Source organism: Candidatus Hydrogenedens sp., assembly GCA_035361075.1.
GTDB lineage: Bacteria > Hydrogenedentota > Hydrogenedentia > Hydrogenedentales > Hydrogenedentaceae > Hydrogenedens.
Genome location: DAOSBX010000018.1, coordinates 13,655 through 29,376, shown reverse-complemented (window position 1 = coordinate 29,376; position 15,722 = coordinate 13,655). Strand labels below are relative to the sequence as shown.

The following is a 15,722-nucleotide window of genomic DNA, read 5'->3' as shown; positions in this document are numbered from 1 at the left end:
AACATAATTATTTAGTATATCAGTGTTTCTAAATAAGCAAGATGAAAATCAAGAATATTCCAGTAATGCAAGAGGTATAACATTCCATAACATGCTAATAATATCATTAAGTCAAAGAATGTTTGTATCTGGACTGTTTCTAATGAACAAATAAATCGCACAGTTCCAATAAGAGTTAGGATTAAGAGGGGAAAGGTTAGGAGTAGCAAAATAAAAAGTCCAATAGGTGTTCCATAACCCAATGTTTGTGGTCTTAAAAACATGAATAAATAAATTGAAAATGAAAATAAATATAGGAGGAAAATAGCCCCAATAAATGAAATGTATTTTCTATGTTGTTTTACAGACTTTTTGCTGGTTTTAAATAGACATGGGCAGAGAAAATAGTTTAAAACAGATTGTAATAAGTTGAAAATAAAAACAGTTATACATGAAGAGAATAGGAGATACTGAAATAATTTCGTTTCATAAAAATGGAGGGGTTCGTATACATCATTGCCTATAACTAATTGAAATGACCCTAAGGTACTGCCTGGAATAAATGTTATTCGAGGTGAACTTGAAATGGCTCCATATTTCGTTTCCCTTCCCCACAGCATATCGCCTAACTCTATTACTTTCCACTCGGAGGAATTAAATGCTAAATATTTCAATGTTAAACTTTGTTCCTGGCTATTCCCTCTCACATATATTTCAGGAACTAAACCAGGCAGAAATGTGGCTAACTTAAAGTAATCACTTCGGCAATACCTGTTATGACGATAAAAACCTGTTATGTGTTCGTAAAATGAAGGGATAACATAAATCGGATGTTTGCGAAGTTCTGGTGTATTTTTTATCGGCAATGTAAATGCCTCTATTACTGGAAATATAACATCATAGATGAAGGCATGATCGCCCTTATTTATAGATATGAATAATCCAAATTTTTCTTCTGGGATAATAACGGTATGACTGCTAAATCCCCATGTTAATCCTGAATGTTGTAATACTCGTTTTCCATTTATATACCGTTCTTCCCAGCAATAGGCGTAACCAGGAAGTAAGGGATGAAGTTTAAATTGTGTGGTTTGCATATATTTGAGGGTGTTGGGGCTTAGGATAGAAATATTGTTATATCGCCCATCATTGAGCATAGCAATTAGAAAATGTGAAAAATTTTCTGCTGTGGTACATAAACTTGAAGCGGGAGGTGTCTGAGCAAAGTCCATGTCTATTCTTTGTGTTTTGCCAAAATATTCAATATATGCGGTTGGGAGTTTTAGTGTTTCGGGATAGGTTCCATCAAAACGAGTATTATTCATTTCAAGAGGTTCGAATATATTTTTTTGGATATAATCGTTGAAATTTATCCCTGCGGTTTGTTCAACAAGATGCCCTAATAATGCGAAGGCATGATTAGAGTAACTAATAGCGGATGATGGCGGGAACACAATAGGAGGTAATCTTCTGGATAAATATTCTCCTAATGGTAATACTTTATTGCGAGTAGGTGCTCCCATTCCTAAAAATCGGTCATCAAATCCTGCAGTATGTGTTAGCAAATGGTGGACTGTAATAGGAGAACCGAAAGGATTATTAACGGAGAGTTGGGATAAATAAAGATTAATATCTTTATCTATGGCAACTTTATTGTGCTCATATAACTGAAATATTGCCGTGGCAGTGAATAATTTTGAAATGGAAGCAACATACATAGGTGTGTTCTCTGCTGACATAGGTTCCGTTACATTAAATCCCAACGTACCGTATGCTTTCAGGATTACAGAGTTCCCTATCACAATAGCCATGACTGTCCCAGATACGTTATGTTGTTTCAATAGTTTTGGGATGTGGTTATCGAGATATTCTGACACTTTATTTTGGGAAATTAAGTCACTGCTGAACCCTGAGGTTTGCAGAAGAACTAGAAATAGATATAATATTATCCGTTTGTATACCTTCATGTTATGTATGTATTTCCTTCTTAATGAATATGATAGTTCGTTGATATATATTGTAAACTTTTGGTAGTAATGAATGGAAGGTGTAAAGCTAATGGAATATAAGATGATATTTCTCGTAGGACCGCCACGGTCTGGTACGACAATGTTGGAACGGATGTTATCATCCCACTCGTTGATACAAGGAGGACCTGAACCGCATTTATTAACCCCTTTGGCGCATTTAGGTGTGTGGGCAAAGGTCGACAAAGCTCCGTATGACCATATACTCTCTGCAGAGGCACAGAAATTATTTGTTCAACAATTGCCAAATAAAGAGAACGATTATTGGTCAGCATGTCGAGCTTATTGTGATGTGCTTTATGGACAATACTTAAAAGCCAAAGGTGAAAAAAAGATATGTCTGGATAAAACTCCGGCTTATTCGTTAGTCTTGCCGTTTATTACAAAAGTATATCCAGATGCAAAATATATTATTCTGACTCGACATCCGTTAGCCACATTTTCCTCATTTGCGAATTCGTTCTTTGATGGTGATTACAAGGTTGCCCAAGCCCATAATCCAATTTTGAACCGATATATTCCTGCCATTGCTGATTTTCTTCGGAAAAAAGAAGTGGATTTTATTCATGTCCGTTATGAAGAATTAGTAAAGAAACCCGAAGAATGGTTTGATAAGATATGTACCTTTCTTGAAATTCCATTCGAGCCTGATGCTATTGAATATGGCAAATCTGACGATGAAACACGTGACAAGGGCTTAGGTGACCCATTAGGCGTAAAACAACATACCCGACCAACAACAGGTTCTATTAAAAAGTGGGTTGAGGAACTGATGTTAGATTCGGAAAAGTTGAAAATGATGCAAGATATTATTAATCAAATTTCGGACGAAGACCTTGCCATTTTTGGCTATCCTAAGGAAGTAATATGGAAACCAGTGGAAGAAGCCAGTGGTAAAAAGGTAAAGCTAAAAAAGCAAAAGTTAAACCGTTATTTGTTAGAGAGGAAAGCAATTATATTTCTTCGGGAGCGAGCACGACGGTATGCTTGCTTCCGTAGGCTGTTAGAAAAAATTCGCCTTGCATGTGATGTGCTTTTACGAGAATGAGGATAGGCAAATATAAATCGAGTGACCTTTAGGGAGAGGGGATTATCCCTTTTTCATAAAGATAATTGAGTAGAATACGAACCGCTTCTTCAACAGAATATTTTCCTGTATCTATAACCAGTTCTGGATTTTCGGGTTCTTCGTAAGGGGCAGATATTCCAGTAAATTCTGGGATTTCTCCAGCTTTAGCTTTTTTATAAAGACCCTTAGGGTCTCGCTGTTCGCAAAGGTCAATATCACACTTTACATAGACTTCGATGAAATTCTTCGTGTTTAGTTTCCTTGCTTTTTCACGGTCGCTACGGTACGGGGAAATAAAGGCTGTGAGAACAATGACCCCAGCATCTGCAAATAAACGAGCCACTTCACCGATTCTACGTATATTTTCTTCGCGGTCTTTGGGTGAGAATCCCAAATCTTTATTTAATCCATGCCGTATATTATCTCCATCCAGTACATACGTTTTATATCCTTTTTCAAACAAGGCATTTTCTAATGCATGAGCAAGGGTAGATTTTCCTGATGCTGATAATCCAGTAAACCATACAACCGCTCCTTGGTGACCATTAGCACGTTCACGGTCTTCTCGTTTAATGTCCCCTTGATGCCAGGTAATATTTGTTGCTTTAACCACTTCTTCCATTCGAGCATCCTTGATTGATTAATTCTGTTTTAGTGTAATTTTATTTGCTTATTAGAAAATATTTCTTTATTAATTCAAGGTTTATATTAGGATATAGGGGATATTTTTGTAGCAATTCGATAACTCGTGCCTTTTGTCTTCGTTGGACTTGTGGGTCAATAATAAAGTTTTTCTTGGAAGGTTTCCCCGCATTAGCCCCTTCTGATAATATTTCAGGTTTTGTTGCGTCTAACACTTCTTTTATGATGGAAGCAATCTCTTTCATTTCTGGACCACCCATCCCTAAAGTTGTAACCGCAGGTGTTCCTAATCGGAGTCCACTGGTAATTAATGGACCATTGGGATCAAAAGGCAAAGAATTAAAGTTAAGTGTAATTCCACAGGCTCTTAACGCTCCTGCCGCTTGCCTACCTGTTAAACCATGGCTTTCCTGTACATTTAATAGCATAAGATGATTATCCGTTCCGCCAGTGGCAACGACGAGACCTTCACTCTTCAAAGCCTCGGCGAGTATTTGTGCGTTTCGGACAATTTGTCGAGCATAATCACAAAATTCGGGACGATTCGCTTCTGTGAATGCAATGGCTTTAGCACTAAGTACATGTGGTAAAGGACCGCCTAATACCATCGGACAGCCTTTGTCTACAAATTCAGCAAACTCCTTTTTACAAAGGACAATGCCTCCTCTCGGTCCACGTAATGTTTTGTGGGTAGTCGATGTTACAATGTGAGCATGTGCCACAGGGTCGTAATCCCCTTGAAATACTTTACCTGCAACCAACCCTGCAAAATGTGCCATGTCTACCATTAATACCGCACCAACCTTGTCCGCAATGTCACGCATACATGCAAAATTGATTTTTCGAGGGTATGCGCTATATCCAGCCAGAAGAATCAAAGGCTTTATTTCTTTCGCAATCGCTTCAATTTCCGCATAATCTAACAGTCCAGTTTCACGGTTTACAGTATATGAGTAAGATTCGAACATTTTTCCAGAGATGTTCCGCCGATAGCCATGTGTAAGATGTCCACCGGAGTAATAATCCATACCTAATAACCGTTGATTCCCCAATTTTTCTCGAATTCCATTCCATTGCTCATTAGAAATTTTTGATGGGTCTTTTACGTTTATTGCTTCCATCGAAGGTGCTTCGATGCGTGCAGTTAGTATTGCCCAATATGCGACAAGATTAGCATCAGCACCACTATGAGGTTGGACGTAGGCATGTTCCGCATTGAAAAGTTTCTTCGCTTGTTCGCACGCAATAGATTCTATGACATCAACATTATTACAACCTTCATAAAACCGTTGATAAGGTATTCCTTCAGCATATTTGTCGTTAAGCAAGTTTGCCATCGCAAACTGGGTAGATAAAGAGGAGTAATTTTCACTGGCAATTAATTTCAGATAACTTCGTTGGTCAATAAGTTCCTGGACAATTCCGGAAGCCACTTCCGGAGAGACCCGTGCTACTTCTGCCAGTGTGCAAAGATACCCTAAAAATCCTGAATCTAATTTGTCGGGTGGTGTTGAGCCTAAATATTCAATAATAGCAGGATGTATCATGAATAGTTCCTTTAATTAAAAATAGCGGATTATTTTAAGTTTCTTTCCTTTATTTTACCTTATTATTCAAAATTCATGATATAACTGTAAACTCCTTCATGGAGTTGTGATTCTACTTTCAATCCGCTTCGTTCAAATACAGCCTGCATCGGTTTATTTTCTCTTAACACTTCAGCGGTAAAGCCTGCAATACCGTTGCGACGTGCAATGTTAATTAAGTGTCGGAAAAGGAATGAACCAATACCCCGATTTTGCCATTCATCCTGAACTACAAAAGCAACTTCAGCACGGTTGGTTTTGGGATTTAAATAATAGCCACCCATCCCGACAATTTCTTCACCATCAGGGTCAGGAACTGTTGCAACAATAGATACTTCATTACGGTGGTCAATGTATACAAACTCTTGAACCTGTTTACGCGGTACCCATTTCATTCGACTCATAAACCGTTTATATAAAGATTCTTGAGATAGGGAATAGAATAATTCGCGGACACGTGGTTCATCTGTTGGATGAACAGCACGAATGGTGACAGAGGTGCCATCATCGCAAATATATGTGGTGCGAATATCCCGTGGACCAATGACAATCTTATTCTTAAAGTCAGCCAGTTCTGGTCGTATGTATTTTGCGTCAATTGCTTCCATAAGCAATTTTTCGCGGAATTTTGGATGCGCAATACTAATGAGAGCAAGAGCACGTTCCTGAACATTTTTCCCATGTAAATATGCAACGCCATATTCCGTGATAACATAATGTACATCTCCACGGGTGGTGACGACACCAGCACCTTCACTCAAATGGCAAACGATTCGGGATACTTCGCCATTGTGGGCAGTTGATGGTAACGCAATAATGGCTTTGCCACCGTTAGAACGTGCCGCACCACGGTTAAAGTCAACCTGACCACCTATCCCCGAATAAAATTTAGAGCCCATTGAATCCGCACAGACCTGACCAGTTAAATCCACTTCCAATGCCACATTAATTGCAACCATTTTATTTTGCTGGGAAATGACAAATGGGTCGTTAACATATTCCGTAGGATAAAATGCAAAGTCTGGGTTGTTATCCAGATATTTATATAATTTTTGCGTTCCCATAGCAAAACTGGCGACAATTTTTCCACGATCTAATGTTTTCCGTTTGCCTGTTATGATACCTTTTTCAATGGACTCAATAATGGAGTCTGTGAGCATTTCGGTGTGGATACCTATATCCTTTTTATCATTTAAATATTCGAGTACCGCTTGTGGAATTCGTCCGATACCTAATTCTAATGTGGCTCCATCTTCGATAAGTCCCGCAATATATTGCCCGATTTCACGAGTTACATCATCCGGCTCGGCTAACGGGAATTCGATAAGTGGTTCATCAACAGGGACAAGGTAATCGATATCATGAACATGAATAAAACAATCCCCTATCGTTCTTGGCATTTGTGGATTGACTTGGGCAATGACCAGTCTTGAATTTTCTGCAGCACTTTTTACAATATCTACAGAAACTCCAAAACTGCACAATCCATCTGTATCCGGAGGTGATACCTGAATTAATGCCGCATCCAGAGGAAGTTGTCCTGTTTTAAATAATCGTGGAATATCCGAGAGGAAAATGGGTGTGTATCCACCTAAACCTTCCTGAATAATATGCCGAACGTTTTGGGCGATGAAAAAACTATTCACAGTAAAGTGATTAATTAAGTCTTTCTGTGCATATGGCGCATCGCCCAAGGTGAGTAAATGAACAATTTCGATGTCTGCCAAATCTGCATGGCGTGCGACTAACGCATCTACTAACTTCTGAGGTTGTGCACAACCTGTGCCAATAAAAACACGGAAGCCAGGTTGAATATGTAAAACCGCTTCCTCCGGCGTTACAACCATGTCGGAGTATTTCTCTTTCCAATGTGGGTCAAAGGATAAATTACCTTGTGTAATAGAATTAGTGCTCATGTTTTGTATTTGAACCTCCTAATATCATTCGTGCATCGGCTACTGTGGGAGGGGTTCCCACTTCACCTACTATAAACGGGTTAATATCAATTTCATGTATCTGTGGAAATTCAGTAGCCAATTGGCTCATTTTTTGTAAAGCTTGAGCAATGGCATGTATATCAACAGCAGATTGCCCACGAGTTCCTTTCAAAAGGCTATATGAACGGGTACCTACCAGCATTTGTAATGCTTCCTCTTCAGTAATAGGAGCAAGATAAAAACTTACATCTTTCATAACTTCGACAAAAATACCACCTAAACCGAACATAAGCATTGGACCAAATTGAGGGTCTCTATGCATTCCCAAAATCACTTCACGGCCTTGCTTTGCCATTTTCTCTACATATACACCCAATATTTTAGCATTCGGTATTTTTCGGGTTACACGCAGAATCATTAGGTCAAAAGCATCTCTTACCTGTGCAGGATTGGATAACCCTATTCTTACTCCACCAATATCAGATTTATGAATAACATCCGGAGAAACTATCTTCATTGCTACGGGATAACCTATACGGTCAGCAATAGTTACCGCTTCTTCATCGGTTCTGGCTAAAGCACCGGGAGGCACATTAAAATCATAGGCACGCAATATTTCTTTTGCGTCAACTTCGTTAATAAAGGTTTTTCCTTCACGAATCTGACGACGGATAATTCTTTCAATCCGACGCCGATTTACTGGGAAACGCATAACAATTCGAGGTGGTCTTCGACGCCATGCGGAATAATCGCACATCGCTTTAAGAGCATATACCGCACGTTCCGGCGAGGGATAATCTGGCAGGTTTGCAGAAACCAATTCATCTCGTGCTGGCATAACATCCGCACCACCCATAAACGATGCAAGGACAGGTTTATTACCACGTAAATTTCTAATAATGGCACGAGCCGTTTCAGCTGGCTGTGTCATAGCCTGCGGTGTCAAAATGACAATTACCGCATCGATAGTTTCATCATCTAAAGCAGCATTGAGAGCCATAGCATATCGTTCAGGGTCTGCATCTCCAAGCACATCAATTGGATTGGCAACACTTGCTGCTGGCGGTAATTTTTGTTTAAGGGCGGTAGAAATTGAACTTTCCAGAGGCTTTACTTGCAGTCCAGAGTTTTCAACCGCGTCTGCCGCCATGATACCCGGCCCACCAGCGTTGGTAATAACAGCGATACGGTTCCCTTTAGGTAGAGGCTGCATCGCCAAAGCAGAGGCATAGTCAAATAATGCCTCAAATGTTTCTGCACGTATGACCCCAGCCCTCCGAAATGCTGCACCATAAGCAATATCTTCACCGGCAAGACTACCCGTGTGAGAGGAAGCGGCACGACTACCTGCCTGTGTTGTCCCTACTTTCAAAATAACTACAGGTTTTATTGATGCAACTTGCTCGGCTATTTTTATAAATTCCTCACCACGTACAATGTTTTCAAGGTAGCACGCAATAACTTTTGTTTGTTCATCTTCACCTAACATTTGGAGCAAATCAATTTCGGAGATGTCTGCTTTATTGCCGATACTAATTAGTTTTGCTAAGCCAACACCTCTGCCAACAGACCAATCCAGAATGGCTGTACACAATGCACCCGATTGAGAAATTACGGAGATAGAACCAGGACGAGGCATTTGCTTCGCAAATGATGCATTCATTTTATTCTCGGTGTTAATAATCCCTAAACAATTCGGACCTAAAAGTCGCATCCGGTTTTGTTTGCAAAATTGGGCAATTTCTTTTTCTAACTGGGCTCCTTCAGGTCCAATTTCCTTAAAACCAGCTGTTATTACACATACCGATTTAGCACCTGCAACTTGCGACTCTTCAAGAGCGGATTTAACCGCTTTGCTCGGGACAACAATAATGCTTAAATCAATAGAGGTGCCAAGTTCTTTTAATGTTTTGTAACATTTTAGTCCTAATATCTCATCAGCACTGGGATTTACCGGTACAATTTTACCCTCATAACCGGAATCAATAAGGTTCTGAAGGATAGAATAACCTACCTTTCCCGGAGTTCGTGAGGCTCCTATCACAGCAATACTTTTAGGTCTTACAAGAGTATCGAGCATAAAAAATCCCTATTTGTAAAAGTTGTAATGATTCGACTACATATAAGAGATGGAATAAACATTCAAATAAATATAGAAAATTTGGAATTTATAATGTTATATCATTTTTTGGCTATCGATTTCCATTAGAAAAGAAAAAACTAAATAAAAATAAGTTGGAAAGTTAATTTTTTATATTCTGAATTGGACGCGGAAACAAACCACCTTCACCAACGTCAAAAATTCTGTAATATCCATCTTTTTCAGCGGGAACTACAAAAACTCGAGTTTTTCCCCATGGAAGTATAGACTCTTCTTTGGTGTTTTCACGATGGATATGCCCATAGAGAATAAAATCGATTGGGTCGTCAATGAAAAGAATCGTTTGTGCTCTCATGCCCATTGTAGGCTCATATCTATGGGTAATACCGAAAGTCCAACGACAGGATTTTAATTCACGACGATACCGATATAAAAATGTGTCCTGTTCACCCCAACTATCTGCAGTCCTATATTCACGCGTGTCGAAAATAATAAAACCATCTTTACCATAACGAAATGCGTATGTGGAGGTGCTAAATATTTTTTCATAATTATCCTCAGTGCGGTCGTGATTTCCTGCACAAACAAAAGTTGGTTTTTGGCACTGGTTCATAATATTTAAAAATATATTAAACTGTTCTAATGTTCCATCATGAGTTAAATCGCCAGTTAACAGAACGAAGTGGGCATCACTCTTATTTAGTTTCTCAATTACCTTTTGGAAAAGTAAGGCATGTTCATCATTAGGGTCATCGCTACGGATATGAATATCGCTAATATGAGCAAAGATGTAATAGTCTTTAAATGCCTTTTGAACCCAGATACAACGGGGGTTTATATCCTTCCTTTGGGTGTCGGTAATTATCTGTAGAGCAAAAGCCCCTTTTTTTATTCCTTTCTCCGCTACTGTAGCCAAGGCTTCCCATTTGTTAGTACCTATTTCTTTCCAATCAGCATTTAACGGTTGAATATTATTTTTACTGTCTATTAAATATAACGTGCCCTTCTCTTCAGAAATAACTTTAAATGTCTGTCCTGGTGCTGTAATGACAGGGCAACCTTCATTTGGAACTTTTAATATTCCGAGAGTGTTGTCCTCATTTCTGGCTAAAGAGATAATCGGTATTGTAAAAAGTAGAATCAGTAGTGAAATAAATGTTTTTTTCACAGGAAAAATCATTTTGGTTTTGGTCTCCAACATGGTGCCAGATTTGTTACGGAGTTTGTTAAAGGAATAAACTCGTCTTCCGCTATATGCTTCAGATAAATTTGTGGTGTTCCTGTTCTATTTGAGACAAAACAAATCCATTTATTATCAGGAGCCCACGTTGGACTCCAGCAGTCAAAGTCTGCACTAACTGCGATAGGAAAAACTCGAGCGGTCTCAGGATAAACTCGATAAATCCCCCTTCTCCCATTGCGAAATGATTCAAAAGCAACCCATTCCCCATTTGGAGACCATACAGGGTTCCAATCGCTCGCATGATGATTAGATATATTAGAAATTCCTCTCCTACCCAAATAGTATATCTCACGATTCCCTCCTTCATTTGTTTCAAAAACGAGACTTGAACCTTTGGGGGATACTTGTGGATTAAGTTCCTCGAATCGGTCAGATTCAAGCATGAGTTCCTTCGGCAATATAGTCACTTGCGTTTTGCTGACGAGGATTAATTCTGTAGAGAACCGTTTTGATTCCAGAGGGATAATAGCAACAGCAATAAGAACACCGAGGGAATAACCTTCTTCAAAAAATTTATGAATATCGAAACCTTCAGCATAAGTAACTTGTGAAACAGTGGCACTCATTGCATTTAAAATATCCAATTTGGGAAACCAGACAGGAGTCATAACAGACGGTATTTTCTCGCCACCCCAAAATTCTTCTTCGTCACGTTCAATATTGTAAATACACAATTTTTGGTCTACCAACCCTTTCTCACAAGCAACATAAGCGAGATATTTGTTATCTGCAGACCATGAAGGAGCGTCATTCCATGGATATGTATGTTTAATAACTTTTATTTCGTCGTTGGCATAATTGTAGATGGCAATACATAGCCCATCACTCGTTTTCAATGAAAAACTCAAATACGTGCCATCCGATGACCATACAGGTTGTCCATGATTTGTACCTAATGATATCTGTTTTATCTCTTTCGTTTGTAAGTTAAGAACATGAACTTTATAAGTTTCTGTATCCTGACCACTCAAAAATGCGATGTGCCCTGCGGGTAATTCTGCACCGATAGATACTGTCCCATATAGTAGAGAAAAGAAAAGCAGTAGTATAAGAAAAAATAACGGTAAAAAACTATTCCTCACTTTGTAAACTCGCTTCAATAAGAACTATTGATTGTCTTACTTATTACTTGTTTCGCGTTGGTTTTTTATATTCCGAATAGATAACATTAAAAAGACAAGAGAGAAAAAGAATCCATCAGCGATGTAACTACTTCCCTTGGATGAATTGTTTCCACAAGAAATAATAAATTTCTTTTTAGGGGGTTCTTCTTTAGGTGCTTGTTGGGTCTCCTCATAATACTCAAAGGCTTGTGATAAGGTAGAGAATCCACCCACTGTTTGAACATAAATATCAACTAACCCTGGTAAGTGCTGTGGCGTAGTCACTTCAATTTCTGATTCATTGACAAGTTTAAAACTGGGAACAGGAACACCGCCAAATTTTACTTCTAATAATCCAGTAAATTTCTCTCCACGTATCCGAACTATCTCTCCACCCGTTGTTTTTCCTTTATTTGGGTAGACACTTGAAATCTGTGGTTGTCCTGCCACATAAATAATAGGGGACATGGCTTCTTCCCCCACAATCCCGCTGATGGTAATCGGTATGACCCTGAAATACCAGATATCCCCTCCTTTGGTTACATTAGGAGGCACTGTTCTATAATTTGTAAGGGCTGGTACTGTTTCGTGGTTTCGGAACCAGTATAGGATGCTTGGACCCTCCATATACTGCGTCGGGTATTTCACCATCAATGGATGTACATAATCGTAACTTGCTACCAATGGTCTACCCGCTGAGACTACTCGCGAAGCAGTAGTATTTTCCGCAGGGGATTGAGATGAAATCCGTAAGTTTATTGCCTGAGGTGGGATTATTACTGGTTTAACTATAATCGGTATGTCTTGATATGTATAATCCATATCCTGTCGGGCAATAACTCTTACATAATACATTCCTTCAATTTCTTGGGAGGGCGTCCATGAAAATTTACCCTTACCTTTACCTACATTTGCAAAAGGTGGGACACCGTCAAGGAGCCATTCTGCCCATAATATTGGCACAGTTTCGCCATAATACTGTGAAACGACATCAAATGAAATTGTTTGGTTTGGAAATACCTTATATATAGGTGAAGGCTGAAAGTTTAGTTTTGTTGGTTGTGAAGGTAGAGCAGGAAAATCAGTATATCGATTTATGCTATATGGGATGTCGTCTGGGAATACCTGATATGGGTCAGGAGGAACACCTCTACCATCTGAAAGACCTACAACACAATAATTTGTATCCAATTGTAGATAGGTAATGCGGATATGACCGCTAAAGAAAAGTTCAACCTGTACAGAAGAGCCAGGATTTGCTCCAGACAATGGGTTAGGGATGCCTTCCATCACATTTTTAGGAATATTTTCGAATGTGATAACAAATCTATCTTCAAGCTGACGTGTCCAGATTTCCCCTGCTGTATCAGGTGCTAAATCGCTAAACAGGAATGAAACTCTGGGGATTGCAAAATGGCTTGCTAAACTTGGAAGGTTCTTTGTAGATTCCAATGGAATGGGTTCAAAAGCTATATACCCATTTGCTCCTAAATAGATTATTCCATATTTCTTCCCGAAAAATGGGAATGGAACATCAAGATTGAAGCTAACAAGTCCATCTGTGGAAAGGGGTATTGTATATGAACTCCCAGTAGCATCCTCTCGTTTCACTGGAAATGAGAAGACTTCTGGAGTAAACGTAGCATCGTAATTGGAATAACCACCAAAATATTTGTTCCCGTCCAACGGATTAACAGGGGCTCCTGTTGGAATAAAACATATTTGACTGTAGAAAATAGGTTCTGTTACGGGTTTTCGTGGGTCAAAATCTGGTAGAAATTCTTGGGTCAACGTAGATGGTGATACTTCTCCCGCAACAGCACTATCATACAATTCCATCGGTGGCAAATTTTCCATGTCAACAAATAGAGCATAGAAGTATTCAATACCAGCAGACACGTTTACATCCAGAAAACGGTCTCCTTTCCCTGAAAACAGCTGACTTCCATCAAGGGCACTGGTTGGATAGCTACCTGCTTTTTTCACCAATATAACTTGCCGATAATCTAATGTATTCGGAGGTGTCCATGTTAACATAATGGCAGGTGAGTCATCATCTAAAGTTATGGAGGTTGCACGAAAATCACGTGCACCCAATTCAAACGCTTCTGATGGCAAAATCTCTACCGCTTTCATAGCCCTACTTAGATTGTAACGGTCTTCTAAGGATAATCCTTGTGCTACTGCAGAAGCATTGAGAGCCAAAGCAAACATCGAATAGTCAGCAACAGGAGGCAAAAGTTCTAATGCCCCATAATATAACTTTGCTGTTCTAATAATGCCAAAGCCTTTTACCTGCTCCCCATTGAACGTATCCCCATCAGTAAGAAGGTATGTTAATTTATTACCTACCCCACTATTTGTGTGCACACCTCCATTATCTTCAATACTTGTTGTACTTTTAATAAATAATGGACTTGTATATCTATCGGGTTGGTTTGATGCTGTAGGGTCTTTCATATTTCTTACCGCAGTCCCAGATGAGTTCTCCCAGGGGACACCAGCGGGCAAATCTTCTCCTACAAGCCAACGAACATTGTCTGTATCGGTTCCCTTCTCGTTTGTTAAGTCAACATACTCACCCCATGCGTCGCATAAACTTTCTGTTATTGCACCAGGTTCGCCAAAATATATCAATCCCGATTCTTTTTCAATAACTGGATGTGTATATTCATGGGCAACCACATCATCCACTGCAAAACCTGTTCCAAACCAGAAAAATTTCGTAGTAGGGTCCCAGAAAGCATTGAGAATTGGGATGCGGACCACCGCTCTTAATGCTGCACCTTTATCATCATAACTATCCCTTTTATGATTGACTGCAAAAAAGTTATATGCATCCCCTAAATAATCAAAGGTGTCGTCAACATCGGCAATACCCGTAGGATTATCACCTTCTTTCCTTGCAACAGTGTTAGGGATATTATATGAACCGTTTGCATCATAAATTTCGCGGTCAATGACTGAATCGCAAAGACGATAATTTAGACAAATCTCCCCTGTAAAAGCATCCACCAAAACACGGTATTGTTTATTAGTGTTTTCTTTGCCTAATGAAATAACGTAAACTACAGTAGGAGCACCAGGCATTTTTAACAAGGCTGGTTCATAAACTGTAGTATAAGGTGTATCAAGAACTTTTATATCTGCTGGTTTTAAACCTTTATTCGTGTTGATAATCTGTGTAATCGCTAATTGTTGTGCAGTTTCTGTATCGATTGGAAAATCTTCTGATAAATTTATAGTGTTAAGTAATGAAAGGTCTCTCGCTACCTCACAAGATAATGCTAAAATTTTTCCATCTTTCGTGGTGCGTATTGCTACCCCTGAACCAAATACAGGCAAGGAGCCATAAGTCTGTTCAAATCGGAGTATAAAAAAATCTCCATTTTCTCTTTCCGTTGTTGCTTCAAATCCGATTTTACTATCTGCATTTGTAAATGCATTGGCATTCGCATTTAGGTAATCTTTTAGAGATTTTACAATATCAAGAGATTTTTGCCCCGTTCCAGGCATTGCAAAGTATCCACCTTCAGGTGCAGATAGGAATCGAACATACCCCGCACTATTCTTATAAACAACAGGTAAACTTGGTGCCCCCTGACTTCTATAGGAACTTAATAATTGAGCTATTGCTTGGGGGTCAGCTTCATTTTGCCCCTGAGTAAATGCGGAAAAAGAAAGAATAACAAAAATAATAGTTAACAAACATAACTTCAATAGCTGAGACATAATATATTTCTCCAGAAATTAAACTTAATTATTATTTATTTTTTTAATCATCAATATAAATTTCTGTTTTTAACTCCTTACTACTTACTACTTTATTTTTACAATTATCGGAATAAAATGTCAAGAAAAATATTGACAACATTTCAAATTTTTATTATATCAAATTATTAGTAAAAAATTTCTCGTTTCTATTTATTTATAAAGGTATAATTAATATATGAAGTATGTTATCATGATTAATAGACACAAATAAATTTGAATTTCAATGATTTATATATTCTATCAAATATTCTTCAAAAACAA

Annotated in this window: 9 protein-coding genes; 1 reads left to right on the top strand and 8 read right to left on the bottom strand. The window is 38.7% G+C overall.

Annotated elements, in window-relative coordinates; translation table 11 throughout:
- Positions 1 to 11: 11 nt before the first annotated feature.
- Entirely contained in the window at positions 12 to 1,946 is a 1,935-nt protein-coding gene (locus PLJ10_07235) for a serine hydrolase (GenBank protein ID HOK09440.1), read from the bottom strand.
- Positions 1,947 to 2,037: 91 nt separating this feature from the next.
- Between PLJ10_07235 and PLJ10_07230 the strand changes: the two genes are divergently transcribed.
- Entirely contained in the window at positions 2,038 to 3,054 is a 1,017-nt protein-coding gene (locus tag PLJ10_07230) for a sulfotransferase (GenBank protein HOK09439.1), read from the top strand.
- Between the two features lie 28 nt (positions 3,055 to 3,082).
- On the opposite strand, the gene cysC is transcribed toward PLJ10_07230, so the two are convergent.
- The 7 genes from cysC to PLJ10_07195 all read right to left on the bottom strand — a co-directional run bounded on the left by cysC (position 3,083) and on the right by PLJ10_07195 (position 15,419).
- The gene (gene cysC, locus PLJ10_07225; GenBank protein HOK09438.1) at positions 3,083 to 3,697 is read right to left on the bottom strand and encodes an adenylyl-sulfate kinase; all 615 of its coding nucleotides are present in this window, start codon (positions 3,695 to 3,697) and stop codon (positions 3,083 to 3,085) included.
- Positions 3,698 to 3,737: 40 nt separating this feature from the next.
- Entirely contained in the window at positions 3,738 to 5,264 is a 1,527-nt protein-coding gene (locus PLJ10_07220; GenBank protein ID HOK09437.1) for a glycine hydroxymethyltransferase, read from the bottom strand.
- A 62-nt stretch (positions 5,265 to 5,326) separates the two neighbouring features.
- Positions 5,327 to 7,219, bottom strand: coding sequence for a GNAT family N-acetyltransferase (locus PLJ10_07215; GenBank protein ID HOK09436.1), 1,893 nt, complete (start codon positions 7,217 to 7,219; stop codon positions 5,327 to 5,329).
- A complete protein-coding gene (locus PLJ10_07210) occupies positions 7,209 to 9,320 on the bottom strand; it encodes an acetate--CoA ligase family protein (GenBank protein ID HOK09435.1) in 2,112 nt (703 codons plus the stop codon). The genes PLJ10_07215 and PLJ10_07210 overlap by 11 nt, the downstream gene beginning before the upstream one ends.
- A 163-nt stretch (positions 9,321 to 9,483) precedes the next feature.
- The gene (locus tag PLJ10_07205) at positions 9,484 to 10,509 is read right to left on the bottom strand and encodes a metallophosphoesterase (GenBank protein HOK09434.1); all 1,026 of its coding nucleotides are present in this window, start codon (positions 10,507 to 10,509) and stop codon (positions 9,484 to 9,486) included.
- Between the two features lie 8 nt (positions 10,510 to 10,517).
- Positions 10,518 to 11,666 carry a hypothetical protein gene (locus PLJ10_07200; GenBank protein ID HOK09433.1) on the bottom strand — a complete coding sequence of 383 codons (1,149 nt, stop codon included), beginning with the start codon at positions 11,664 to 11,666 and terminating at the stop codon, positions 10,518 to 10,520.
- Positions 11,667 to 11,702: 36 nt separating this feature from the next.
- Positions 11,703 to 15,419 (bottom strand): M4 family metallopeptidase, encoded by a 3,717-nt coding sequence (locus tag PLJ10_07195; GenBank protein ID HOK09432.1) that lies wholly within the window; start codon positions 15,417 to 15,419, stop codon positions 11,703 to 11,705.
- Positions 15,420 to 15,722: the final 303 nt, after the last annotated feature.

What these genes read in the sequence shown, in the direction of transcription:
- PLJ10_07235 (HOK09440.1), bottom strand. Translation starts at nt 1,946, where the DNA reads ATGAAGGTATACAAACGGATAATATTATATCTATTTCTAGTTCTTCTG.
- PLJ10_07230 (HOK09439.1), top strand. Translation starts at nt 2,038, where the DNA reads ATGGAATATAAGATGATATTTCTCGTAGGACCGCCACGGTCTGGTACG.
- cysC (HOK09438.1), bottom strand. Translation starts at nt 3,697, where the DNA reads ATGGAAGAAGTGGTTAAAGCAACAAATATTACCTGGCATCAAGGGGAC.
- PLJ10_07220 (HOK09437.1), bottom strand. Translation starts at nt 5,264, where the DNA reads ATGATACATCCTGCTATTATTGAATATTTAGGCTCAACACCACCCGAC.
- PLJ10_07215 (HOK09436.1), bottom strand. Translation starts at nt 7,219, where the DNA reads ATGAGCACTAATTCTATTACACAAGGTAATTTATCCTTTGACCCACAT.
- PLJ10_07210 (HOK09435.1), bottom strand. Translation starts at nt 9,320, where the DNA reads ATGCTCGATACTCTTGTAAGACCTAAAAGTATTGCTGTGATAGGAGCC.
- PLJ10_07195 (HOK09432.1), bottom strand. Translation starts at nt 15,419, where the DNA reads ATGTCTCAGCTATTGAAGTTATGTTTGTTAACTATTATTTTTGTTATT.